Source organism: Sphingomonas sp. J315 (assembly GCF_024666595.1).
Classification (GTDB): Bacteria; Pseudomonadota; Alphaproteobacteria; order Sphingomonadales; family Sphingomonadaceae; genus Sphingomonas.
Genome location: NZ_CP088296.1, coordinates 923,063 through 945,837 on the forward strand (window position 1 = coordinate 923,063; position 22,775 = coordinate 945,837).

24 protein-coding genes and 2 pseudogenes are annotated in these 22,775 nt (G+C 64.2%); 11 read left to right on the forward strand and 15 right to left on the reverse strand.

Annotated features, from left to right (window positions below; genetic code table 11):
• The first annotated feature begins 5 nt into the window (after positions 1-5).
• The 5 genes from LRS08_RS04925 (at position 6) to LRS08_RS04945 (ending at position 3,242) form a co-directional block, all read left to right on the forward strand.
• A complete protein-coding gene (locus LRS08_RS04925) occupies positions 6-635 on the forward strand; it encodes a transmembrane anchor protein (RefSeq protein ID WP_224921289.1) in 630 nt (209 codons plus the stop codon).
• A 46-nt stretch (positions 636-681) separates the two neighbouring features.
• Positions 682-2,031, forward strand: a complete 1,350-nt coding sequence (locus tag LRS08_RS04930) for an MFS transporter (RefSeq protein ID WP_257844685.1) — start codon at positions 682-684, stop codon at positions 2,029-2,031.
• 69 nt (positions 2,032-2,100) lie between these two features.
• Positions 2,101-2,460 carry a hypothetical protein gene (locus LRS08_RS04935; RefSeq protein ID WP_257844684.1) on the forward strand — a complete coding sequence of 120 codons (360 nt, stop codon included), beginning with the start codon at positions 2,101-2,103 and terminating at the stop codon, positions 2,458-2,460.
• Between the two features lie 20 nt (positions 2,461-2,480).
• A complete protein-coding gene (locus tag LRS08_RS04940) occupies positions 2,481-2,660 on the forward strand; it encodes a hypothetical protein (RefSeq protein WP_257844683.1) in 180 nt (59 codons plus the stop codon).
• A 255-nt stretch (positions 2,661-2,915) separates the two neighbouring features.
• The gene (locus LRS08_RS04945; protein ID WP_374580842.1) at positions 2,916-3,242 is read left to right on the forward strand and encodes a YkvA family protein; all 327 of its coding nucleotides are present in this window, start codon (positions 2,916-2,918) and stop codon (positions 3,240-3,242) included.
• A 9-nt stretch (positions 3,243-3,251) separates the two neighbouring features.
• On the opposite strand, the gene LRS08_RS04950 is transcribed toward LRS08_RS04945, so the two are convergent.
• From LRS08_RS04950 to LRS08_RS04985, 8 genes are all read right to left on the reverse strand, one after another.
• A complete protein-coding gene (locus LRS08_RS04950) occupies positions 3,252-3,686 on the reverse strand; it encodes a DUF411 domain-containing protein (protein WP_257844681.1) in 435 nt (144 codons plus the stop codon).
• A 12-nt stretch (positions 3,687-3,698) separates the two neighbouring features.
• The gene (locus LRS08_RS04955) at positions 3,699-4,136 is read right to left on the reverse strand and encodes a DUF305 domain-containing protein (RefSeq protein ID WP_257844680.1); all 438 of its coding nucleotides are present in this window, start codon (positions 4,134-4,136) and stop codon (positions 3,699-3,701) included.
• 37 nt (positions 4,137-4,173) lie between these two features.
• Positions 4,174-5,271, reverse strand: a complete 1,098-nt coding sequence (locus tag LRS08_RS04960) for a copper resistance protein B (protein WP_257844679.1) — start codon at positions 5,269-5,271, stop codon at positions 4,174-4,176.
• Entirely contained in the window at positions 5,268-7,079 is a 1,812-nt protein-coding gene (locus tag LRS08_RS04965) for a copper resistance system multicopper oxidase (protein ID WP_257844678.1), read from the reverse strand. Before LRS08_RS04965 ends, LRS08_RS04960 begins: the two co-directional genes overlap by 4 nt.
• Positions 7,080-7,175: 96 nt before the next feature.
• On the reverse strand, positions 7,176-8,339 hold the full coding sequence (locus LRS08_RS04970; RefSeq protein WP_260481396.1) for an acyltransferase family protein: 1,164 nt from the start codon (positions 8,337-8,339) through the stop codon (positions 7,176-7,178).
• Between the two features lie 64 nt (positions 8,340-8,403).
• Positions 8,404-8,964, reverse strand: coding sequence for an RNA polymerase sigma factor (locus LRS08_RS04975; protein WP_257844676.1), 561 nt, complete (start codon positions 8,962-8,964; stop codon positions 8,404-8,406).
• Positions 8,961-9,398 carry a periplasmic heavy metal sensor gene (locus LRS08_RS04980; RefSeq protein WP_257844675.1) on the reverse strand — a complete coding sequence of 146 codons (438 nt, stop codon included), beginning with the start codon at positions 9,396-9,398 and terminating at the stop codon, positions 8,961-8,963. The genes LRS08_RS04975 and LRS08_RS04980 overlap by 4 nt, the downstream gene beginning before the upstream one ends.
• Positions 9,395-9,673: a hypothetical protein gene (locus tag LRS08_RS04985; protein ID WP_224921278.1), complete on the reverse strand. Its 279-nt coding sequence runs from the start codon at positions 9,671-9,673 to the stop codon at positions 9,395-9,397. Before LRS08_RS04985 ends, LRS08_RS04980 begins: the two co-directional genes overlap by 4 nt.
• A 117-nt stretch (positions 9,674-9,790) precedes the next feature.
• Between LRS08_RS04985 and copC the strand changes: the two genes are divergently transcribed.
• From copC to LRS08_RS05015, 6 genes are read left to right on the forward strand one after another with little or no spacing between them, the layout of a single operon-like run.
• Positions 9,791-10,177 (forward strand): copper homeostasis periplasmic binding protein CopC, encoded by a 387-nt coding sequence (copC, locus tag LRS08_RS04990; RefSeq protein ID WP_257844674.1) that lies wholly within the window; start codon positions 9,791-9,793, stop codon positions 10,175-10,177.
• Positions 10,178-10,179: 2 nt separating this feature from the next.
• Positions 10,180-11,067 (forward strand): copper homeostasis membrane protein CopD, encoded by an 888-nt coding sequence (gene copD, locus LRS08_RS04995; RefSeq protein WP_257844673.1) that lies wholly within the window; start codon positions 10,180-10,182, stop codon positions 11,065-11,067.
• 50 nt (positions 11,068-11,117) lie between these two features.
• The gene (locus tag LRS08_RS05000) at positions 11,118-11,522 is read left to right on the forward strand and encodes a DUF305 domain-containing protein (RefSeq protein WP_257844672.1); all 405 of its coding nucleotides are present in this window, start codon (positions 11,118-11,120) and stop codon (positions 11,520-11,522) included.
• 57 nt (positions 11,523-11,579) lie between these two features.
• On the forward strand, positions 11,580-13,931 hold the full coding sequence (locus LRS08_RS05005; RefSeq protein ID WP_257845491.1) for a heavy metal translocating P-type ATPase: 2,352 nt from the start codon (positions 11,580-11,582) through the stop codon (positions 13,929-13,931).
• Positions 13,928-14,320 (forward strand): Cu(I)-responsive transcriptional regulator, encoded by a 393-nt coding sequence (gene cueR / locus LRS08_RS05010; RefSeq protein ID WP_257844671.1) that lies wholly within the window; start codon positions 13,928-13,930, stop codon positions 14,318-14,320. The genes LRS08_RS05005 and cueR overlap by 4 nt, the downstream gene beginning before the upstream one ends.
• Positions 14,321-14,363: 43 nt before the next feature.
• Positions 14,364-14,537 (forward strand): hypothetical protein, encoded by a 174-nt coding sequence (locus LRS08_RS05015; protein ID WP_257844670.1) that lies wholly within the window; start codon positions 14,364-14,366, stop codon positions 14,535-14,537.
• 283 nt (positions 14,538-14,820) lie between these two features.
• On the opposite strand, the gene LRS08_RS05020 is transcribed toward LRS08_RS05015, so the two are convergent.
• The 7 genes and pseudogenes from LRS08_RS05020 to LRS08_RS05055 form a co-directional block, all read right to left on the reverse strand.
• Positions 14,821-15,015 carry a hypothetical protein gene (locus LRS08_RS05020; protein WP_260481397.1) on the reverse strand — a complete coding sequence of 65 codons (195 nt, stop codon included), beginning with the start codon at positions 15,013-15,015 and terminating at the stop codon, positions 14,821-14,823.
• Positions 14,993-15,829 (reverse strand): hypothetical protein, encoded by an 837-nt coding sequence (locus tag LRS08_RS05025; RefSeq protein ID WP_260481398.1) that lies wholly within the window; start codon positions 15,827-15,829, stop codon positions 14,993-14,995. The genes LRS08_RS05020 and LRS08_RS05025 overlap by 23 nt, the downstream gene beginning before the upstream one ends.
• 1 nt (position 15,830) lies before the next feature.
• Positions 15,831-16,436 (reverse strand): annotated as a pseudogene (locus LRS08_RS05030) (mannitol dehydrogenase family protein); the annotation flags it as partial.
• A pseudogene (locus LRS08_RS05035) lies at positions 16,433-17,915 on the reverse strand (UxaA family hydrolase). The pseudogenes LRS08_RS05035 and LRS08_RS05030, both read right to left, overlap by 4 nt.
• Positions 17,916-18,246: 331 nt before the next feature.
• A complete protein-coding gene (locus LRS08_RS05045) occupies positions 18,247-20,445 on the reverse strand; it encodes a TonB-dependent siderophore receptor (protein WP_257844667.1) in 2,199 nt (732 codons plus the stop codon).
• A 168-nt stretch (positions 20,446-20,613) separates the two neighbouring features.
• Positions 20,614-22,281, reverse strand: a complete 1,668-nt coding sequence (locus LRS08_RS05050; RefSeq protein ID WP_257844666.1) for an amidohydrolase — start codon at positions 22,279-22,281, stop codon at positions 20,614-20,616.
• Complete coding sequence (locus tag LRS08_RS05055; RefSeq protein WP_257844665.1) at positions 22,281-22,760, reverse strand: hypothetical protein; 480 nt, start codon at positions 22,758-22,760, stop codon at positions 22,281-22,283. The genes LRS08_RS05050 and LRS08_RS05055 overlap by 1 nt, the downstream gene beginning before the upstream one ends.
• Positions 22,761-22,775 lie beyond the last annotated feature (15 nt).

The window sequence follows — 22,775 nt, forward strand, 5'->3', positions numbered from 1 at the left end:
ATCCCATGTATAATTCCCAGATGCCAAACGCCGACGAACTGCCCACGTCGCGTCAGCTCGTTCGCTCGACCGCGATTGCGGCGGGGGTTGCGGGCGCGTTGCTCGTGACTATCGTGCTGCCATCCGAATATGCCATCGATCCCACGGGCATCGGGCGGGTGCTCGGCCTGACCGAAATGGGCGAGATCAAACAGCAGCTCGCGGCGGAAGCTGCCGAGGAAGAAGCGCAGGCGGCGGCACCGACTCCGTCGGCAATGCCGGTGGCGACGTCACCAGCGGCAAAGGCCGATGCGACAAAGGCGGCAGCCGCGCGCACCGACGAAATGAAGCTGACGCTTGCACCCGGCGAAGCGGCTGAGATCAAGGTCACTGCGGACGCCGGGGCCGCTATCGCATTCGACTGGTCGGTGACGGGCGGACACGTCAACTATGACACGCATGGCGACAAGATCGGCGCGCCTCGCGGCTTCTACCACGGTTATGGCAAAGGCAAGGAGTCGACCGGCGAGCGCGGCACGCTGGTTGCTGCATTCGACGGGGGACATGGCTGGTTCTGGCGGAACCGCTCAGGCGCGCCGGTGACGGTCACGCTGAAGACCAGCGGGAATTACGCTGCGATCAAACGGGTGGTTTGACGCGAGCGTCTCTGACGTGTGAAGCGGACGACAATGGGGACATGAAATGCTCGCCGTTCTAAGCAATACCACCTACCGCAACCTGTTCCTGGCGCAGGTCATCGCGCTGGTCGGCACGGGTCTGACGACCGTCGCGCTGGGCCTGCTCGCCTATGAGATCGCCGGTAGCAACGGCGGAGCGGTGCTGGGCACGGCGATGGCAATCAAGATGATCGCCTATATCGGCGTCGCGCCTGTCGTTGGTGCCTATGCCGCCCGTCTGCCACGCCGCGCGTTCTTGATCGCGATGGATGTCATTCGCATCGGCGTCGCGCTGGTTCTGCCATTCGTGGACCAGGTTTGGCAGGTCTATGTGCTGATCTTCATCCTGCAATCGGCCTCCGCCGGGTTCACGCCGACGTTTCAGGCGACTATTCCCGACATATTGCCGGACGAGAAGGATTATACCCGGGCGTTGTCGCTCTCGCGGCTGGCCTATGACATGGAGAGCCTGACCAGCCCGATCCTGGCGGCGGCGCTGCTCACGGTCTTCAACTTCCACTGGTTGTTCGCCGGGACGGCGGTCGGCTTTGCGGCATCGGCATTGCTGGTGCTGGCGACCGCGCTGCCCGCGTCATCGGCGAAGCAGCGACAAGGCGGCATCTGGACCAACACGACCCTCGGCACCCGCATCTATCTCGCGACACCGCGGTTGCGCGGCTTGCTCGCCGTGACCCTTGCCGCCGCCGCCGCCAGCGCCATGGTGATCGTCAACACGCCGGTTCTGATCCGCGCCGGGCTGGGCCTCGGGCAGAGCGAGGTAGCGATGACCCTGGCCGCATTCGGCGGCGGATCGATGATCGCCGCATTGCTGTTGCCCAGACTGCTCGATCGGGTTGCGGATCGCACGGTGATGCTGGCTTCCGCCGCAGCGATGACCCTATTGCTCGGCGCGCTGGCGCTGGGATGGCAGCTGCACGGGCGATCAGGCTTCTGGTATGCGCTGCTGGGCGGGTGGCTGCTGCTCGGTATGGTCTATGCCGCCAGCATCACACCCGGCGGACGGCTGTTACGGCGTTCAGCGGGTTCCGATGATCGCACAGCATTGTTCGCGGCACAGTTCGCGCTCAGCCATATCTGCTGGTTGATCGCCTACCCGCTCGCCGGACAAATCGGCGCGCTCGCAGGATTTGGCACGGCATTCATGGCGACCGCGATTCTGGCCGCGATCGGAACCATCATTGCATTCCTCATCTGGCCATCCCGCGATCCGGAAGTGGTCGAGCATCGTCATGACGACCTGCCGCCCGGTCACCCGCATCTGATCGAGGCACATCCAGATGGACGGGCTGGGCACGCCTTTCAGATCGACGATCTCCACCGTCACTGGCCGCGCCGAGGAAAGAAGGGATTGTGACTTATCAAAGATCGGCGTGATCTGCTCATATCGCTGGCAGGCGCACCGCTTCGGGGGTAATGGAAAACAATGGACACGGGCCGCGTGAACCGCCGATCGATCGCCAGCATGATGGGCCTGCTTGTGCTGGCATGTCTGCTCGTCCTCAAGTCGCCGCCCGTCTGTGAAATCGTTGCATCGCAGCACGTGACGGACATGGCTGCCTGCCCGGAAATGCCGCGCAAGCCGCCCGTGCAAAAATCGGTTTCACTTTCGTGCGCGGTACCCTGTTTGCTGGCGAATACCGCGCCCATCGCTCCGCTGGCGACCAGGCTGGCGCAACGCACCGTTTACGATCCGTCGAGCGCCGGGACGCTCCGCAGCGTCAACGAAGGCCCCGCACCGCCCCCGCCGCGCATCCGTGATCGACCTGCACTTTACAAGATCTGATCAAATCACGGAGATTAGTAATGAAGACGCTCAAACTGTTCGGTGCCACCTTGGCGCTCCTCGCCTCACCTGTGGCCCATGCCGCCGAGGGCATGGATTGCTGCAAGGAGATGAAGAGCTGTTGCTGCAAGAAAGAAGGCGACAAGCCGGGCTGCTGCGACGACATGAAAAAGGACAAGCCCCACCCACAGGGCCAGTGACGAACGGGAGGGAGGCGTCCGCGTCTCCCTCCTTTTTTGACGATTTTACTCCAAGCTAACCAGGGGGCGTGACTGGAAAAGCGCCAGGAAATTGCTGATCTCAAACAATGTAGTCTTGAGGACGGGCAAGCCAGTGCTGGAATACAGAAACGCTCAGCTCGACGAGCGGCAAAAGAAAGTTACACGGCCAAAGCCTGCGGAGCTACAGCTGCCATGACGCTAAGGACGTGGGCTCGGAGCCTCAAGCGTGACGTGGTGGCGCTCTGGCTCGCCGCACGCGATCCCCGCGTCCCTTGGTACGCTAAGGCACTTGCGGGCGCTGTCGCAGCGTACGCACTAAGTCCTATTGATCTCGTTCCAGACTTCATTCCGATCCTCGGCTATCTGGACGACTTGCTTATCGTTCCGGCGGGGATTTGGCTTGTGGTCAGATTGGTTCCAGCACCACTGATGGCGGAGTTTCGCGAGGAAGCAAATCGCCGTGCCGAGAAGCCTACCAGCTACGCCGCAGCCGCCGCTATCGCCTTGATCTGGATAGCCGCCGTGGCGGGGTTAATCTGGCTGTGTTGGCAGTGGATCTGATTATCCCGTTTAATGACGGGCGAAGACTTTCTGCCCGTCTGATCCAAAGGCGATGACGCTATAGCGCTGCGCTTGCACTCCCGGTACTTCCATGCCGGGCGAGCCGATCGGCATTCCGGCCACCGCGAGGCCCTTCACACCCTTCGGTCGCGTCGCGAGCGCGCGCTTCACATCAGCGATGGGGACATGCCCCTCGAACGCCATGCCGTCGATGATCGCGGTATGGCAGGACGACAACGCCGCAGGCACGCCAGCCTTTTGTGCGAAGGCAGCGCGCTGCGGATTATCGATCATCCGCACTGGTCGCTTGATTTCGCGTTGCGCGATCGCCGCCCATTTTGTGCAACAACCGCAACCCGGATCACGATGCACCACGACGTCGGCGGCAAACGCCGAAGTGGCCACCAACAGCAGAACCGTCGTGGACAATGGCTTCAAAATCATCGTCGTTGTTTCCTAACCTTCCAACATGGTTTTCATCTGCGCGATCTCCTCGCGCTGTGATTTGATGATCTGTCGGCACAATGATACCAGTTCGGGATCGCTGAGCGATGCCTGTTCGCACATCAGGATCGCGCCTGAATGGTGCGGAATCATGGAGCGGAGAAATGCGGTGTCGTCGATCGTAGTTTGAGTTCGGATCAATGCGAAGCTGCCGAAGAACGCGACGGCTGATCCGGCAAGCAGCAACACATTGAGGCGCTTGGACGGAAACATGTCTCGCATCGCCACGATCATCAGCACAACCATCGGTGCGACCATCATCAGCGTCATGTAGAGCATGTTGAGGTTGTTGTAGAAGCTCGACAGCTGGTCGATCATCACGAACATCACCAGATACATGATGACCCCGCTGATCGCGGTCTGCAGTGCAAGGCTGCGATAGGAAGTCATTGCATTCTCCTTTGCCGTTTTCGACAGTCTCCGACGCTTAGAACCAGGCCCTGATCCCGACGACGAAGGTGGTTGCAGAAGGGTCTTCACCGTCAGCGCGAGCGAAGCGCGCGGTGCGACCGAATTTCGATGAATGCGAGATGCCGATATAGGGCGCGAACTCGCGCACGATCTCATAGCGCAGACGAAGATCGAACTCGGCGTCGGAGAGTCCCGCGCCGATTCCGCTCTCGATCACATCCTGCGCCGCCAGATTGAACTCGATGCGCGGTTGCAGGATCAGCCGCTGGGTAATGCGCTGATCGTAGCTGGCGGCGAGGCGTCCCAGCACATCGCCCTTGGTCGATATGAACGCATGAGCCTCGACTTCAAACCAATAGGGGGCAAGCCCCTCGATGCCGAACGCGGCATAACTACGCGCCTTGGGCTCGAAATCGTGACGGACGCCGGCCTGCAGGTTGAAATATGGGCCGATGGCGCGGCTGTAGAGCGCCTGCACCTCGGCGCTTTCGACCGCCTCGCCGAAACTGCCTTCGCCTTCGCTCTTGACGACCAGCCGGTCGATGTCGCCGCCGAACCAGCCTTCGCCTTCCCAGCGATAGCCCTCGCGCCCCTTGCGGATTTGCAGCTCGGCGATGTCCAGCATGACCTGGCTAAAGGTGCCGCCGCCATGCTCGCTGCGCAGCGCTTTGCGCGCGCCGGTCATCGCCTCGCGACCCCAGACACGGTCGGCATAGTTCGGCTCGGGCGCGGCGGGTGCCGGAGCGTTTCCGGCGGGGAGCGCGGTCCCGCCGCTGCCGGTGCTCGGTGCATCGGCGGCCATGTCAGGTATTGCCGAGCTATCGCCATCGGCTTTCTCGGGCGTAGCGGGGGCTGCACCCGCGGGTGTGCAATGCCCCATTGCCGCATGTTCAGGTGGGCAGGCCGGATCGATGGCCGGTGCCGCCTGCGCCGGTTTGGTGGGTGTCGCCTTCGCCGCCGGTTTCGGCGCCGGACGCGGCTTCGCTACCGGCTGTGGCTTGGGCGCGGTTTTCGCCGGCATTTTCATGCCGGGCATTTTCGAGTGATCCATCGTCTGCGCGGCGACGGGGGCGGCCAGTGCGATGGCGGCGGTGGCGAGGAGCAGCATCTTCATGCGCCCTCTCCCCCGCGCGGGCGGACAGTGACGACCTGCATCATCCCGGCATGCATGTGATAGAGCATGTGGCAGTGGAACGCCCAGTCGCCGACCGCGTCGGTGGTGACGTCGAAGGTCACCGTGCCGCCCGGCTGCACCTGCACCGTATGCTTGCGCGGCGCATATTCGCCATGTCCCGTCACCAGCTCGAAGAAATGGCCGTGGAGATGGATCGGATGGCCCATCATCGTGTCGTTGACGAGCGTCACGCGCACCCGCTCGTCCTGCAGGAACGGGATCGGATCCTTGACCTCGTTCAGCTTCTCGCCGTCGAACGCCCACATATAGCGTTCCATATTGCCGGTGAGGTGGATGCGCATCGCCCGGTCGGGTGCTCGCACATCGGGGTTGCGATCGACTGCGATCAAATCACGATAGACCAGCACCTTGTGCCCGACATCCGCCAGCCCCTGTCCGGGCTCGCCGGTGCGGTCCATCGGCATCGGTGAGATCGTCTGGACCGTCGGCGTCTTCTTTACGCCAGGCGCGACGGCGAAATCGCGCATCGAATGGTCCATACCGGCCATGCCGCCACCAGCTTCTGCCGCACCGCCCGCTGCGGGCGTGCAATGGCCCATCGCGGCATGTTCGGGCGGACAATCGTCTGCACCCGGCGTCGCGGCCGCGCCCGCCATCGCACCGTGATCCATGCCGCCCATGCCCATATCCTTCATGGTGGCGATCGGCCGTTTGCGTAAAGGCGGCACCTCCGCCGCCATTCCCGCGCGCGGGGCGAGTGTGGCGCGTGCCATGCCCGAGCGATCGACGCTTTCGCCAACCAGCGTATAGGCGCGGTCGTCGGACGGCTCGACGATGACATCATAGGTTTCCGCGACGGCGATCTGGAACTCGTCCACCTGCACCGGGCGCACATTCAACCCGTCGGCCTGGACGATCGTCAGCTTCAACCCCGGAATGCGGACGTTGAAGGTGGTCATCGCCGAGGCGTTGACGACGCGCAGCCGCACCCGCTCGCCGGGCATGAACAAGGCGGTCCAGTTGTCGCGGGGGCCATGACCGTTGACGAGATAGCTATAGGTCGAACCGGTCACGTCGGACACGTCGGTCGGGTCCATCCGCATCTTGCCCCAATCGAGGCGATCCTTCGCCGGCTGGCCCTCGCCGCGCAGATGATCGGCCAGCGTCTGCTTCTGATAGTTGAAATAGCCGCCCTGCTGTTTGAGCTTCTTGAAGATGATGTGCGGGTGCATCTCGCTATGGTCGGACAGCACGACGACATGCTCGCGGTCGGAAGCTATCGGGTCCGTGCCTGCCGGATCGATCACGATCGGGCCGTAATGGCCAAGCTGCTCCTGCAATCCCGAATGGCTGTGATACCAATAGGTGCCGGCCTGCTTGACCGGAAACTCGTACATGAAGGTCGAGCGCGGCTTGATGCCCGGAAAGCTGACGCCCGGTACGCCGTCCATATGAAACGGCAGGATCAGACCGTGCCAGTGGATCGAGCTGTCCTCGTCAAGCGCATTCTCGACGTGCAGCCGGACGTTCTGCCCCTCGCGCAGCCGGATCAGCGGACCCGGGATGGTCCCGTTGATGCCAATCGCGTGGCTTTCGCGCCCGTCGATCGTCATCATCTGGTGCGCGATGCGTAGGCGGATATCCTCGCCGGATACGCTCGGCAGCGCCTGCACGATGCCGGCCGACACCGGTTGCGCCCACGCCGGAAACCACGGGGCGAGGGCAAGCGAGCCACCGCCAAGTGTGGCTCCGCGCAGCAGATTACGACGGCTTAGCAACAGCGACATGTGATGTAAGGCTCCGATGACGTTACCCGCTTTACGCAGAAGATCGGTTTGACCCTCATCCCGATCGGCAAAAGACTGCACGGATCAACCCGTGTATCAAATCCGGGCAGGCCGTCCGTTGGAGAAGAACGCGCGGACCCTGGCCGTGTGCCGTTCGGTGTACCGCGCGAACAGCGCCGACAGCAAGATCGCTACCACAAGCACCACGACGACAAGCATGACGCTCGCTCCGGTCGCGGGCAAACGCTTGTCGTCGAGCAACAACGCAGCGGCAAAGGCGATGACCGGGAAATGCAGGATATAGAGCGAGAAGCTCGCCTGCGCGCCATAGCCGGCGAACGGCCTCAGCCAGCGCGGCGCGCGCAATTCGACGCGCAGCAACGCGTAGAGAAGCACTGCGAACGTAAACGCCAGCGGCAGCTCGACATCACCTAACCCGAAGAGTCGCGAATAGATCAGGGTTCCGAGGAACGGGACACTTGCAACGATCAGCCACAGGCGGCGTAATGGCTGCAAGCTCTGACCCCCGGAACGGCGGGTCACCCAGAACAATGCCGCCCCGCAAAGCCAGCAGGCAAAGCCAACCAGCATATTCGGCACGATCCAGGCAAGGAGCAGGGTGGCGAGCAGCGGCGACGGGCGTCGACTGCGCCAGCTGACCCACAGTGCCGGAAACCAGATATAGAACCAGAATTCATACGCCAGGCTCCACAACGGACCGTTGGTGCCGAACGGAGCCACGGCAATACTCTGGAGAAACAGGATGTTGCCGAGCAGCGTCTGCCATCCCAGCCGCTCCGCGAGGTTGTTGTTCAGCACATAAGTGTCGGTCGCGCCGGTGTGGGTCGAGGATTCAAGGCCGTAGAGACCAATTGCGTCTAGGATGCCCCCGATCGCAAGCGCGGGGAGCAAGACGACCAGCAACCGCGCCAGCCGGTCGATCATATAGCCTGTCCAGACCCAACCTGCCGTCATTCGCCGGTCGACGCTCTTTGCGATCCAGTAACCGCTGAGGACGAAGAACAGGATAACGCTGGCATGGGCGAAACCGGCCAGAAAATAGCCTGCCGACGCTATCGTCGAAGCCTGTCCCGGATAGTCGGCAATGAGCAAATACCAAGCGTGGGCGAACGCCACTGTCACCGCCAGTACGCACCGGAGGGCGTCCATGACGATGAAAGCCCCGCTTGCCCGCGTCTCTACACCGCAGTCGCGCGCCTGCGGATCGCCGCCCCCGTCTGTTTGGTCCACCGCCCCCATGCGGATAATACGACGCCCGGGCGCGCATCCCTTGCGCCATCTACAAGATTTCTACGGCGACGCTCTATGACAGCGACGCAGTCAGCCGCTGACGTGCGCGATACAGGCGCGTCTCGACCGCCTTTTCGCTGATCCCAAGCGTCTCGGCGGTCTCAGCCTGGCTCAGCCCCTCGATCGTGCGGAGCACCAGCGTCTCGCGCAGATTGCCCGGCAGTTCGGCGATGGCGGCCGTGACATGCCGCAATTCCTGGCGATCGGCGGTCGCGGTTTCGATCGACGGCGTCGCGTCGGCGGTGTCGGCGGCATGATCGATCGGCAACACGACCGCGATCAGGCGGCGTATCGCCCGGCGGCGGCGCCAGTCGCGGGCCTTGTTGATCGCGATGCGCGAAAGCCAGGGGCGCATCGACCGCGCCATGTCGTAGCGCCGCAGCGCGCGATGCGCGGCGACGAAAGCTTCCTGCACGATGTCGAGCGCTTCGTCGTCGTCACCGACGATACGCGCGACGAGCCGGTGCAGTGGATCCTTATGGCGGCGCACGATTTCGGCGAACGCCAGCTGACTTCCACCAAGGCACAGGGCGACCAGTTCGCCGTCCGTGCGGTCGGCAAGTGCGTCGGTCACCGTGCGTCTTCGGTCAGTGCCTTGGTCACTGCGGCGTCAAACTTCGCCGCCTGATCGGGTTTGAGCAGCGCCCGCATCGCGAAGATATGCGCCAGCGTTTCCTTCTGAAGCTCCCCCATCGTGCGGTGCGAAGCATCGACCGCGGCGGCGACGCGCGGGCCGTTGCCGTGCTCGGCGGCGATCGCTTCGGCAAGCCGGGCGTTCTCGGCCTTCATTTCCAGTTCGAGCGCGCGACGGCGCACGGCAAACGCTTCCTCAAGTACATGCAGCTGCCGTTCCTGAGCCGGGTCCAGACTCAATTGGTCGTGAAGAACCGCATGGAGCTCAGCCCCGGGCTGTGCCGCCGGTTCGACAAGATATCGTCCGGCGACCACCCCGAGCAATGCGGCGAGGAAAACCAGTATCACGATGATCCCGGTGCGCCGTGTGTTCATCGGGTCGCGCCCAGCAGTGTCGATGGGGCGAGCGGGCTGGACGCGCCCAAAGGCGACAGCACCGGCGCGGCCTGCGCATCGGTCGATGGAACGACATTGCTGAAAACGCCGAGCGCCAGTGCCAGGCCCATCGCCCCCAACGTGGTGCCGGCACCAAAGCCCGCAACCGGCTGTTGCGCGATCGCATTCAGGACTCGGTCTTCCAGACCCGCCAGTCCCCGATGCGGCGTTCCTGTCGCCAGCCGCTGAAGGGCATCGTCGATATTGGTTTGCATGACTGCCTCGTAATCCGCTGCTTCCCATACGTATGAGAATGCACGATCCCTCAACTACGCCGGTTTGAGGGGTAAAAACCGGTACTGCGTATTGGGGGCATATCATAGGAGTTCGAGATGAAGTTCAATCCATTCGCCGCCGTCATCGCCGCCCTCGCCATGGTGCTGATCCCGGCAACCGCGTTCGCACATCCCAAGCTGGTCGCGGCGACGCCCGCCGCGAACGCAACGGTCGCGCGCACGACGACGATCACGCTGACCTTCAGCGAGCGCCTGACGCCCAAGCTTTCCACTGCCACGCTGATCATGACCGGGATGCCGGGAATGGCGAACCACCCCGAAATGAAGATGGCGGGCGTCACCAGCGCCGTTTCCGCCGATGGCAAGTCGATCATCCTCACCTCGGCCAAGCCGTTGCCCGCTGGCAGCTACCGCGCTGACTGGGTCGTGATTGGCGCGGACACGCATCGCATCACCGGCCAGCACAGCTTCAGCGTCCGCTGATCATGAGCGACTGGGTGGCGGTCGGCCTGCGCTTCGCCGCCTATGCCGATCTCATGCTGTTGGCGGGCCTCGCCATGGGTGGCGGTCTCGGTCGACATGCGCCGGCGATTGGCGGACGTGTAATAGGCTGGCTGGCCATACTAGGCGTAGTCATCACAATCGCCCAGCTTGCTGCGACGTCCTTGGCCATGACTGGCTACGACCTGGCCATACTGGATCGGGAAATGCTCACGTTCATGGCGTTTGAAACGCCGATGGGCATCTCCCATATCGTGCGCGCCGCAGCGCTCGGATTGCTAGCGGCGTTCCAGCTCGCCGGGCGGGCGAGCAGGCCGGTTGCGGCCGCGCTGGCGCTCGTTGCGCTGGGTTCGCTAGCCTGGACCGGTCATGCCGGCGCATCCGAAGCGGCGCTGGGCTGGGCGCACCGCAGCAGCGATATTGTTCATCTGGTTGCGGGCGCGCTGTGGATTGCAGCGCTGGCGATGTTCGTGCGGCTCCTGCTGTTAGACTTTGCGACGCCGGGCGCGGCGACAACGGCGCTCGCCGCACTGGCACGCTTCTCCGGCATCGGTGGGATCATCGTCGCGGCGATCGTCGTCAGCGGAGCGATCAACCTTGTCGCAATCGTCGGGGTCGACGGTCTCTCCACGACATTTGGAACACCATACGGACAGCTACTTGTGCTGAAGCTCACCCTGTTTGGCGTCATGCTTGCTCTGGCCGGATTCAACCGCTGGCGGCTCGTGCCGACCCTGGAGATGGCATTGGGCGGCGATAGGCAGGCCATCGCGCAGCACCGATTGCGGCTGGCGATCCTGGTCGAGACGGTGGCGGCGGTGCTCATCCTCGCTATTGTGGCGATCCTTGGAACTTTGTCACCGGTCGACTGACTGGCACGGATCGTCCGTCCGGGCGTTGTGGTGGATCTTAGGAGAAAGCCATGAAGAATCTTGCAATCCCGCTATTGCTCGCCGGGTCGCTGACGGTGGCAGGTTGTTCTGACAATGCGCAGCAGAATAGCGCGCACGATATGGCCGCCACGTCGGCCGCCAACGGAACGATGCCGATGGACATGTCAGCCGCCAGCCCCGGCGACCCGCCGGCGACCCAGGGGTACAAGAAGTCGATGAACGACATGATCGCCAACATGCCAAAGTACACTGGCGAGGCCGACACGGATTTCATGCGGCAGATGAAGGGGCATCATCAGGCGGCGATCGCCATGGCCGAAACCGAACTGCGTCACGGTGACGATCCAGAGGCGCGGGCGTTGGCGGAGAAGATCATCAGAGACCAGCGCGCGGAGATCGCCGAAATCGACACTTGGCTGGCGGCCCAGAAATAAGCAGCTTGACCCTGACATGATGTCAGACATTATTGCCGGGTCATGGAGGACGACTCGATGACCCATGCCGACCATAACGCTCATAACAAACACAGCTGTTGCGCGACCCAGCCCTCAACGTCGGCAGTCAGAGATCCCGTATGTGGCATGACCGTCGACCCCGCGACAACGGCGCATCATGCCGCGCACGACGGCGAAGATTACCACTTTTGCAGCGCTGGCTGTCGGACCAAATTTGTCGCCGACCCTGACAAATATCTGAGCAATGCCCCGCGTCCGGAACCCAAGGCAATGCCGGGCGCGATCTGGACCTGTCCGATGCATCCTGAAGTCCGTCAGGAGGGTCCGGGCACCTGCCCGATTTGCGGCATGGCGCTCGAACCGGAGGAGCCTTCACTCGACGATGCGCCCAATCCGGAGCTGGTCGATTTCACCCGCCGCTTCTGGGTATCCGCCGCGCTCGCAGTACCACTGCTAATCGTGTCGATGGTCGCCGAGATGCTGGGCATCGAGATCGTCAGCCCCGCCGCGTCGCCCTGGGTTCAACTCGCGCTTTCTGCGCCGATCGTGTTGTGGGCGGGCAAGCCTTTCTTCGAGCGTGGCTGGATATCGATCCGGACGCGGCGCCTCAACATGTTCACGCTGATCGCGATCGGCGTCGGTGCCGCTTTCCTCTACAGTCTGGTCGCGACTTTCGCGCCTGGCCTGTTCCCGCCCACGTTCCGCATGCACGGCGGCATGGTGCCAGTCTACTACGAGGCAGCGGGCGTCGTGGTGACGCTGGTGTTGCTCGGGCAAGTGCTGGAACTGCGCGCCCGCGCGGCGACGGGACGCGCGATCCGCGCGCTGATGGATCTTGCGCCCAAGACCGCGCGCCGCATCCGCGGTGACGGCTCGGAGGAAGAAGTGTCACTCGGTGACGTGGCGGCGGGCGACAAGCTGCGCATCCGGCCGGGCGATGCGGTTCCGGTTGACGGCATAGTTATCGAAGGGCGTTCGTCGGTCGATGAATCGATGCTCACCGGTGAGTCGTTAGCAGTCGGGAAGTCGGCAGGCGATGCGCTGACCGGCGGAACCGTTAACGGTACTGGCAGCCTCGTCATGGAAGCCCGTGCGGTGGGCGCGGACACGATGCTTGCACGGATCGTGCGGATGGTTGCCGAGGCACAGCGCAGCCGCGCCCCGATCCAGGCGGTTGCCGACCGCATTTCGGGCTGGTTCGTGCCGCTGGTGGTCGCAATCGCGATCGCGGCGTTCATCGTATGGAATTTCGTTGGACCGGAGCCGCGCTTCGGCCACGCACTGCTCAATGCCATCGCGGTCCTGATCATCGCCTGTCCGTGTGCGCTTGGCCTCGCCACCCCAATGTCGATCATGGTCGGCACGGGTCGCGGCGCACATGCTGGCGTCCTCGTCAAGAATGCTGAAGCGCTACAGGCACTGGAAAAGGTCGATACGCTCGTGATCGACAAGACCGGCACGATCACCGAAGGCAAGCCGAGGCTCGTTGCCACCCAAGCCCTGCCGGGATTCGACCAAGACGATTTGCTTGGCCTAGCCGCTGCGGTCGAGGCACAATCCGAGCATCCGCTCGCACACGCCATCGTGACGGCCGCGACGGAACGCGGTGCCATCGTTGGAAAGGTGGAGAACTTCGAATCCCAGACCGGTCTGGGTGTCAGCGGAGTGATCGATGGCCGCATCGTCGCGATCGGCAACGCTGCGCAGATGACCCGCGTCGGCGCCGATCCGTCCGCGCTGGAGGCTGCTGCCGACCCGCACCGGAAGACTGGAGCCGGGGTCATGTTCATCGCTATCGACGGGTCGCCGGCAGGACTGCTCGCGGTCGCCGATCCGGTCCGCGCCAATGCCCGCGAGGCGATCGCCGCGCTGCGCGCCGAGGGTCTGAAAGTCATCATGCTTACGGGCGACAACCAGGCCACTGCCGACGCGGTCGCGCACGCGGTAGGCGGCCTTGACGATGTTCGTGCCGATCTCAGGCCAGAGGACAAGGCGCGTATCGTTGACGAACTGAAGGCGGCTGGGGCGAAGGTCGCAATGGCCGGCGACGGCATCAACGACGCGCCCGCACTGGCGGCGGCGGACGTGGGGCTGGCGATGGGAACGGGTACCGATGTGGCGATCGAGAGTGCGGGGATGACGCTGACCCGTGGAGATTTGACCGCGATCGTCCGAGCACGCAGACTGGCCGATGCGACGATGCGCAACATCCGCCAGAATCTATTCTTCTCGTTCCTCTTCAACGGGCTCGGCGTACCGATTGCGGCGGGCGTGCTCTATCCCCCGTTCGGCATCCTGATGTCGCCGATGTTCGCGGGCGCGGCGATGGCGCTGTCTTCCTTCACCGTCGTCCTCAATGCCCTGCGCTTAAACCAGGTGAAACTATGAAAATCGGACCCGCGTCGGAGGCGAGCGGTGTCTCGCAGCGGATGATCCGGCACTACGAGAAGATCGGCCTCGTCCCGGCACCGCCGCGCCGGGACAGCGGCTACCGCGATTATTCCGACGCCGACATGCATCGGTTGCGCTTCATCGCCAACGCCCGCGACCTTGGCTTCCCTATCGAAGAGATCAGAACGCTGCTTGATTTGTGGGACGACGGCGCACGGTCGTCGGCCGACGTTAAGTCGCTGGCGACCGCGCGCGCCGAGGAACTACACCGCAAGGCAGAGGCGCTCGAAAAAATGCGGCGAGCGCTGCTTGATCTGGCGGCACGCTGCTGCGGTGACGACCGCCCCGACTGCCCGATCATAGACTCGCTTGAACGACCGGCCTGATGTTCTTCTTTGGTCGCATTGCGTTCGTGAACGATCAGGGCGCATGATCAACTACGCGCGATTTGCTCTAGGCGACAGTCTCGTGTTGCTCGGTGGGGTGTGCTGGGGCCTGGGCAGGCCTTTCTTGATGATCAAGGGCCGCATCAACCGGCACGCCTTCGTTCCGGCGGAAAACATGCTTGGTCCGTGGAAATCCAGCCTTTTCCAGAAGATATGATGGTGCTATTGATGGTGTTGGTGATTTCCCACTGCCAATTCGCGTAGGAAATCAGCTACTTGGGTGCCGATGGGAGTGTTCTTCTGGCACCAGCCACCCATTCGCAGCACCTCGCGCGAATGAGCTAAAGCCCCGGAAAACCTAGATTTTTTCCCGATCAGGGTCCCGGCACGTCCGCAATCATTCACGTCTAATCCGGGGCTGTGACGGGGGCTGTTTCGCGGACTGCGAAATCGCGTCCTTTGCGACGGTTCAACATCGAAGACCCGCGCCGCGAGCGCGGTCATATGCGCAGCAACCGTTCGACCAGTTCGCCCAGATTGGCGCCGTCGGGGAGCCAGTAGTTCGTCTCCGAATTGATGATTTGCGTGCAACTGGACGGCGAACAGCCCTTGGACGGCGTCCCGACGATCGGCGCAAATTGCCACCGGGCGATCGCGACGCGCCAGCGGAACTCAGCCGGCCAGCGGCGTCGCATCCCAATCGCGGGCGGCGACAGCGCATACCGCCCGTTCCAGCGCGCGCATCAGCGCCGCGTCCACGAGCAGTGCGCGGGTGAGGCCGATATCCCGCTCTGCCAGTGCCCGCGCGAAGCCCGCCGCGTCTGTGCCCCCGGCAAGCTCAGCCATCGCCGCCGCATGCGGATCGGCGATCGGCGTGCCAGAGCGCGCGCGTTCGTGCAGGAACACGATCCACCCCGCCAACGCCGTGACGATATGTCCAGGCAACACGCCAGCAGCGCGGTTCGCCGCCAGCGAGTCCCCTAGCCGATAGGGAATCTTCTGCGACCCATCGATCGCGATCTGCTCCAGCCGATGGACGATCGCCGGATTGCGGAAGCGCTGCATCACGTCGGCGCGATACTGATCCAGGTCGAGCCCCGGCACGGTACCGACAAAGGGCTGAATTTCGTCGCGCACCATATCGTCGGCGAAGCGTGCCAGCGCGACGTCGCACATGGCTTCCGCCACCGACCCCGCCCCGCGCAGCAGGCCAAGATAGGCGATGCTCGAGTGCGCGCCGTTGAGGATGCGGAGCTTGGCCCGTTCCCATGCCGCCACGTCGCTGGTCAGGATGACGCCCACAGCCTCGAGGTCGGGGCCGAAGTCGATGCCGCGATCCTCGACCACCCATTGTGCGAAGGATTCGCGCTGGACCGCCGCCGCATCCTCGACACCGAGTTGCGCGGCCAGGTCCGACAGGAAGCAGGCATCGCTCGCCGGCGTGATCAGAATCGACCATCGTGCACGGCACCGCGACCTCCGTCGCGATCCATGCCGCCAGTTCGGCATCGATCTGCCCCGCATAGGCGACCAACGCCGCGTGCAGCTTGCGCCCATTGTCCGCCAGATTGTCGCACGGCATGACCGTGAACGGCGCGACTCTCGCTGATCGTCGCGCGGCAAGCCCCTGGACGATCCAGCCCACAACCGAGCGCGGCATCGCTGCCCCTGCCAGATCGTGGACGATGTCGGGGTGGGCCAAATCAAGCGTCCCGTCGGGCGCAAGGCAATAGCCCTTTTCGGTGACGGTCGAAGTGACCAGCCGCACGCCCGGATCGGCCAGCAAGGCGCTGGTATGCGCCGCATCCTCTGGGCCAAGGAACGCGCTGTGTGCGCCGATCACCCGCAGCGACGGCGCCGCGTCGCGGATTGCCAGCGTGTACAGCCCATCCTGCGCCGCCAGCGCATCGACTGTGCCGCGCGTCCGCATCGACACCGCCGCAATCCCCCAGCGCGGGTCATCGGCCAGCAGGCGATCGATATAGGCCGCCTGATGCGCGCGGTGAAACGCGCCGGGACCGAAATGGACGATGCCGGTGGACAGCGCAGGCCGCCCTGCTGGCGTCTCCACGCTCGCGGGCAGGCTGGACAAGGTGGCGCGGCAAAGAACGGTCACAGCGTTACTCCACGTTTCCAGATAGCAATCTCGCGCTCGCCGTTGCGTTCTGCGGCGGTTTCCTGACCGGAAGCAATCGCGACGATCGCCTGAAGCAATGCAGAGTCGGCCGCGTCCATCCCCGCGTCGAGCACCATTCCTGCATCGAAGTCGATCCAGCCAGACTTGCGCGCGGCAAGGTCGTGATTGGACGCAATCTTGATCGTCGGCACCGGAAAGCCGAGTGGCGTCCCGCGCCCGGTGGTGAACAGGATCGCCGTCGCCCCGGCAGCCGCCAGCGCCGTCGACGACACCGCGTCGTTGCCGGGTGCCTCCAGCAGGGTCAGCCCCCGCGCCGTGATCCGCGCGCCATAGTTGATCACATCGGCGACCGGGCTCGTGCCGCCCTTTTGCACCGCGCCGAGCGATTTCTCCTCGAGCGTGGTGATCCCGCCCGCGACATTTCCGGGCGAGGGGTTTTCCGACACGGGTTCGCCATGGTCGATGAAATGCTGCTTGAAGCCGTTTACCAGTTCCACGATCGCATCAAAGACGTCGCTTGACGCTGCGCGATCCATCAGCAGATGTTCGGCCCCGAAAATCTCGGGAATCTCGGTCAGGATCGCACTACCGCCCGCCGCGGTCACATGATCGGCCATCCGCCCCACCAGCGGGTTCGCGGTCAGGCCCGACAGTCCGTCGGAGCCTCCGCACTTGACCCCCCAGAACAAGCGCTTGGAGTCCGACCGGGCTACGCTCTGCGGTCGCCGCCTGTGCGAGTTCCTCGACCAGCGCGACCCCCTCGGCCACCTCGTCCATGCTCATCTGGGCAACGAGGAACCGCACCGATCCGCGCCGCGCTTCGGGGATTTCGTCGAGCAGCGCCGCGACCTGATTTTCCTCGCACCCCAGCCCGATGATCACCGCGCCGCCAGCATTGGGATGGCATGCGAGGCTCGCCAGGATCGCGCGCGTGCCGTCAAGGTCATGGCCAAGCTGCGAACAGCCATGCGGATGCGCAAAGGCATGCACACCATCGACCAGATGCGCGACCCGCTCCCCCGCCTGTCGCGCGATGCGTTCCGCCGTCCGCGCGACGCAGCCAACCGTCGGCAGAATCCAGATTTCGTTGCGTGTCCCGACCCGGCCGTCGGCGCGGCGATAGCCCATGAACGTCGCAGCCCCTGCCGCATGTTCCGGCGTCGTCGCGTTTCCGGGCGCATAGGCATAGCTGCCCTGCCCGCCCAGCGCAGTCGCCAGATTATGCGAATGAACATGCGCTCCCGGAGCAATCGACTGGCTCGCCCGCCCGATCGGAAATCCAAACTTGCGCACCGGCGCGCCGCGCTCGATCGGGCGCAACGCCACCTTGTGCCCGCGCTCCACGACATCCACCAGCCTCAGGCTGCCGCCGTCATACTCGACAAGGTCGCCCGCCGCGCCGGACTCCAGCATCGTCAGCACATCGTCATGCGGGACGACCTTCAGCGCCTTGGGCATTCTAGAAACTCCGGGAGTCCGCAACACATGCCTTAGGCGAAACATCGTTCATCATACAATATACCCAGGTCGCCCATCTACAGACCGTTGCGCGGCACGATGTTGCGCGACGGTCTGACGGCGCGTTCCTTGCCCGTCTGGTTGCGGAACGTCACGTACCGGACTGGGAAGCGGCGATACTCGTCTATGAACTGACCAACGGGCCGGTGCGCAAGGCGCATAAGGTCGCTAGCCCGGCTGCCCGGGCATAACCCGACCGAAGGACGCGCGCGCGCAGCGCGAGCGCATAGTCGTGAGGGAGGGCGCAGCGTCGCGCTGCGCCCTCCTTCCGTCAGAAGTCGGCGGTCACCGACAGTTTGAAGGTGCGCGGCAAGCCTTGCAGCAGCGACGCATCGAAGGTCGGGAAGCTGGTGAACGAAGCCGCCCAATAGCGATCGTTGAGCACATTATCGACATTGGCGCGGAAGGTGACCGGGCTGCCGCCCATCACCGTCACGAACCGCGCGCCGAGGTCGAAGCGGGTCCATGCGCCCAGTTCCAGCGTGTTGCGCATCGTCACCATCTGCGGCCCGGTGTGCATCACCCGCCCGGTGACGGTAAGGCCGCCCACCACGTCCCATTCGACATTCGCGTTGGCGGTATAGTCGGGCACGCCGACCGCCTTCATGCCGTTCAGCGTCGCATCCGCGTTCCGGGTCAGCTTTGCGTCGTTGATCGCGGCACCGGCGATGAGGCGCAGCCCCGTGGTCAGTTCGCCGTCGAGCGCGAGTTCGACGCCCCGATTGCGCTGCTCGCCCTCGACGACGAAGATGCGGGTCGGCCCCGTCGCGGGCAGCGGCGAAATGTCGCGCGTGAATGCATTCGGGCGCTTGAGCTGGTAGAATGCGAGCGATGCGTTGAAATCGCCGATCGCCGCCTTGCCGCCAAACTCATATTGCGTGGTCTTGAACGGCGCGAACACTTCGCCCGAGTTGATCAGCGCGGCATCGACCGGCGCGACGCTGCCGGCGACCAGCCCTTCGATCCGGTTGGCATAGAGCGAGATGCTTTCGCTCGGCTTGATGACCAGGCCGACGACAGGCGTGGTGGTGCCCTTCTTGTACCGGCTGGTCTGGCCGCCCGGCGGGATCGCGCCGGTCTGGTTATAGGCGTAGCGGCGATCCTCGATGATCTGGTGGCGCAGACCGACGGTCAGGAACACCATATCGTCGGCAAAGCCCAGCGTGTCGGACACGTAGAAGCTGTGATAGCGGGTCCGCGCGACCGGGAAGGGATTGGTCAGATTGCCGCCCCGCACCGTCGTTTCGGCAGGGCGCGCGACCTGGACCGGGTTGTATATGTTGGTCGTGTAGGTGCCATAGCGCTGATAGGCGTTGCGGTTGACCTGCCAGCTGAGCGATCCGCCCAGATTGAGCTGGTGCGAAATGCCGAACGTGTTGCCCTTCACGCGGAAGCCGGCCTGCGCGGCTTCGTTATTGTCGGTGCGGGGCGTGAATTGTGCGTTGCCGCTGACCGCGGCGCCCGTCGTCAGGTTGGTGAGGGTGACCGCATTGAGCGAAACGCCCTCTTCCATTCCGTCGCGCGCGCCGAACGAGGCGTAGAACATCGCGTTTTCGGCAAAGTCATATTCCAGGCCGACGATGCCGAACACGTCGCGCTGCTCATAGGTCTGCCATTGCTGCGAATAATTGACGTCGCCGCGCGGCACGACCGGGATCACGGTGGTTGTGGTCGGGATCGCGACCTTGTGGCGCAAACCGCGCACGAACAGCCGCTGATAGGCGAAGTCGGCGGTCAGGCGCAGGTCGCCCGAGTTCCAGTCGAAACTCGCACCCAACACGGTGGCTCGGCGGAACTCGTCGTCCACCGCCGTGTCGCCCGCACGGAACGCGCCGTTGAGGCGGACACCGAATTCGCCATTGCCGAAGCGCCGTCCGAAATCGAATGCACCACCGAAATGCGCCGTGCCCGAATAGTTGAGCGTCGCGCGGTTCAGATCCTTCGCAGCTGCGCGCTTCGAGATGAGGTTGATGCCGCCGCCCAGGCCCGAGCCGCCCGGCGCCGCACCGTTGAGGAAGGCACTGGCACCGTTGAGCACCTGGACCTGATCGTACAGCTCCGGTGCGACCAGCTGGCGCGGCGTCAGGCCATACATGCCATTGAACGCGATATCGTCCGAGGCGAGGTTGAACCCGCGCACCACGAACAGCTCGGCGGGCGTGCCGAACGCGGTGCTGACGCGGATCGCAGGATCGTTCTCGAGTACCTGTCCGAGCGTCTGGGGCTGCTGGTTGAGGATCAGCGCGGAATTGTAGCTCTTGACCGAGAAGGGCGTGTCCATCGCGTCCTGATCGCCCAGCGCGCCGAGCTTGCCGCTGCGGCTGACCTGGCTCTGGTTGTCGCGCTGGGCGGTGATGAGCACTTCGTCATCGCTCTGCGTATCCTGCGCGAGGGCCGGCACGCTGGCCAGCATGGCCGCAGCCATCGCCGCAAGGCCGGTTCCGCGCAGTGCATTCTTCCTGGAAACCATGATACTTCCCCCGAACTGGTTGTGTGTTCCCTCCCGACACGGCTGGATCTGGGTCCAAGCCTGTTATCGCAGGATCAACATGTCCGCCGGAACTGGCCCTTGAAACATCCAGTTCCCACACATGCGGGGGTCCAATCGGCAAGATTGCGATGCCCCCCGGTAAAGCATTCAGCCGAAACGCTGAACGCCGCCGACAATGGTCCGTAGCACTGTCGTTCGCTTAAGCAAATGCGAATCAATCGCGAATAGATCCTGATCCATGACCGCGAAGTCGGCGAGATAGCCGGGCGCGATCAGCCCCATTTTCATGTCGTTGAACCCGGCATAGGCACCCTCACTGGTGTAGCAGCGCAGTGCCTGGGCCAGCGTCACCCGCTGCGCGGGATGCCAGCCATCGGGATGCTTGCCGTCCAGCGTTTCGCGGTTGACCGCGGCGTCGAGGCCGGTGAACGGGTCCATCGGCGCGACCGGCCAGTCCGACCCCATGCAGACATGCGCGCCGGACCGGACCAGCGATCCAAAGGCAAAGCTCGTCTCCAGCCGTTCTTCGCCGATCCGGCGCACCGCCCAGCGGCCATCGTCGATCGCATGATAGGGCTGAACCGACGCCACGATATCCTGCGCCTTGAAGCGCGGGATGGCGTGCGGCTTCATGTGCTGGACATGCTCGACCCGAAAGCGGCGGTCGCGCGGCCCATTGGCCCTGGCAACGGCGGCGAGCGTGTCGAGGACGATGTCGTTTGCCTCGTCCCCGATCGCATGGGCGGTGACCTGAAGTCCGGCCTTGTCCGCGCCCTCGGTCCAGCGGCGCAGGTCGGCGGGATCGGTGACGATAATCCCGCGCGTGGTCGGATCATCGAGATAGGGTTCGTAGAACTTCGCGGTGCGCGAGCCCAGCGATCCGTCGAACGCGACCTTGCACCCGCCCCATTGCACCCAGTCGTCGCCGCGCCCTTCGCGTGCAATCAGCGCAGCCTGCGCCTCCCAGTCCTGAAGCGGCAGATAATGACGGAAGCGGATGCCCGCTTCGCCCCGCGCATGCAGGCGGCGGGTGCAATCGAAGCTGACCGATTCCTTCTCGGTCGGATGGACCTGTGTCACCCCCTTGCTGAGCGCGAGCGCAATGCCGCTGCGCGCGGCGGCATCGATCTGCGCATCGCTCTTTTGCCCGATTGCGCGCAGCACCATGTCCTTTGAGGCGTCCTTGACGATGCCAGTCGGCTCGCCGTCGGGATCGCGTTCGATCACGCCCCCAGGCGGGGCGACCGAATTGCGGTCGATCCCCACCAGCTTGAGCGCCAGCGAGTTCAGCAACAGCATGTGCAGATCATAGCGGATCACCGCGACCGGCGTGTCGGGAGTGACCGCGTCGATCCATTTGCGGTGCGGCATTTCGCCGCCCCAGCGGTCCTGATCCCAATTGCCGCCCTCCAGCCATTGCCCCTTGGGCAGTGCCTTTGCGGCAGCGGCGACGCGCTCGACGAATTCCTTCGGATTGGCGGCGTCGCGCAACGACGCCTGCGACAGCATGATCGACGCCTTCACGAAATGAACATGCGGGTCGATGAAGCCAGGGGTCACGAACGCCCCTTGCAGGTCGACGACACGGGTGCGCTTGCCGGTCCGCGCGCGCACCGCATCGGCCCCGATCGCCGCAATGCGGTCGCCCTTCACGCCGATCGCGTCGGTGCGGACATCCGGCCCCGCCCCTGTCCAGACCTTTGCATTGATATAGGCGGTGTCGAGCAGATCATCGCTGCCGGCCAATGCGCGATGGCTGATGGCGGCGACGGCACTGCCGACACCAAGGGCGACGACGCTACGGCGACCGATCATCACTTGCCTCCCTTGACGCGCGGTGGGTTCTCGGCGCGCCATTTGTCGAGCTTGGCCAGCCAAGTTGCAGCGGACAGCGGGCCATAGGTCTTTGAATCGGTATGTTCGGCGATCAGCTCGCGGATGCCGACAAAATAGGCCGGGCCGCTCTCCATTCCCAGCTCCTTGCGCTTCTTCGCCATCGCCGCCTGTTGCTCGGCGGTCGGTTTGCGCCCCGTCACCGGCTTGAAGATGATGACGTCGAAATCCGCGCCATTTTCATGAAAGAACAGCTGGATCGGCGGCTGCCCACCCGCCGCCGCGACCTCGTCCACCTGCGCGATGCGGCGGATGAAATCCTCCTGCTTGCCCGGGGCGAGCTTGAAGATCTCGAACCACGCTTCGGGCCATTGTTCGGACTCGGCTGCCGGTGGCGGGGCGTCCTGGGCGAGCACCGGCGGGGCGGCGAGCAGGGCGAGGGCGAGCATCGGATAGTTCATCTGGTTTCCTCCCGT

Coding starts and splice junctions, on each gene's coding strand:
- LRS08_RS05025 (WP_260481398.1), bottom strand. CDS start 15,829: ATGCCGAACTGGCGGCATGGATCGCGACGGAGGTCGCGGTGCCGTGCA.
- LRS08_RS05000 (WP_257844672.1), top strand. CDS start 11,118: ATGAAGAATCTTGCAATCCCGCTATTGCTCGCCGGGTCGCTGACGGTG.
- LRS08_RS04980 (WP_257844675.1), bottom strand. CDS start 9,398: ATGAACACACGGCGCACCGGGATCATCGTGATACTGGTTTTCCTCGCC.
- LRS08_RS04940 (WP_257844683.1), top strand. CDS start 2,481: ATGAAGACGCTCAAACTGTTCGGTGCCACCTTGGCGCTCCTCGCCTCA.
- LRS08_RS05020 (WP_260481397.1), bottom strand. CDS start 15,015: ATGCGACGCCGCTGGCCGGCTGAGTTCCGCTGGCGCGTCGCGATCGCC.
- LRS08_RS04955 (WP_257844680.1), bottom strand. CDS start 4,136: ATGACTTCCTATCGCAGCCTTGCACTGCAGACCGCGATCAGCGGGGTC.
- LRS08_RS04960 (WP_257844679.1), bottom strand. CDS start 5,271: ATGAAGATGCTGCTCCTCGCCACCGCCGCCATCGCACTGGCCGCCCCC.
- LRS08_RS05050 (WP_257844666.1), bottom strand. CDS start 22,281: ATGATCGGTCGCCGTAGCGTCGTCGCCCTTGGTGTCGGCAGTGCCGTC.
- LRS08_RS05015 (WP_257844670.1), top strand. CDS start 14,364: ATGATCAACTACGCGCGATTTGCTCTAGGCGACAGTCTCGTGTTGCTC.
- LRS08_RS04930 (WP_257844685.1), top strand. CDS start 682: ATGCTCGCCGTTCTAAGCAATACCACCTACCGCAACCTGTTCCTGGCG.
- LRS08_RS05005 (WP_257845491.1), top strand. CDS start 11,580: ATGACCCATGCCGACCATAACGCTCATAACAAACACAGCTGTTGCGCG.
- LRS08_RS04950 (WP_257844681.1), bottom strand. CDS start 3,686: ATGATTTTGAAGCCATTGTCCACGACGGTTCTGCTGTTGGTGGCCACT.
- LRS08_RS04985 (WP_224921278.1), bottom strand. CDS start 9,673: ATGCAAACCAATATCGACGATGCCCTTCAGCGGCTGGCGACAGGAACG.
- cueR (WP_257844671.1), top strand. CDS start 13,928: ATGAAAATCGGACCCGCGTCGGAGGCGAGCGGTGTCTCGCAGCGGATG.
- copC (WP_257844674.1), top strand. CDS start 9,791: ATGAAGTTCAATCCATTCGCCGCCGTCATCGCCGCCCTCGCCATGGTG.
- LRS08_RS04965 (WP_257844678.1), bottom strand. CDS start 7,079: ATGTCGCTGTTGCTAAGCCGTCGTAATCTGCTGCGCGGAGCCACACTT.
- LRS08_RS05045 (WP_257844667.1), bottom strand. CDS start 20,445: ATGGTTTCCAGGAAGAATGCACTGCGCGGAACCGGCCTTGCGGCGATG.
- LRS08_RS04970 (WP_260481396.1), bottom strand. CDS start 8,339: ATGGGGGCGGTGGACCAAACAGACGGGGGCGGCGATCCGCAGGCGCGC.
- LRS08_RS04925 (WP_224921289.1), top strand. CDS start 6: ATGTATAATTCCCAGATGCCAAACGCCGACGAACTGCCCACGTCGCGT.
- copD (WP_257844673.1), top strand. CDS start 10,180: ATGAGCGACTGGGTGGCGGTCGGCCTGCGCTTCGCCGCCTATGCCGAT.
- LRS08_RS05055 (WP_257844665.1), bottom strand. CDS start 22,760: ATGAACTATCCGATGCTCGCCCTCGCCCTGCTCGCCGCCCCGCCGGTG.
- LRS08_RS04935 (WP_257844684.1), top strand. CDS start 2,101: ATGGACACGGGCCGCGTGAACCGCCGATCGATCGCCAGCATGATGGGC.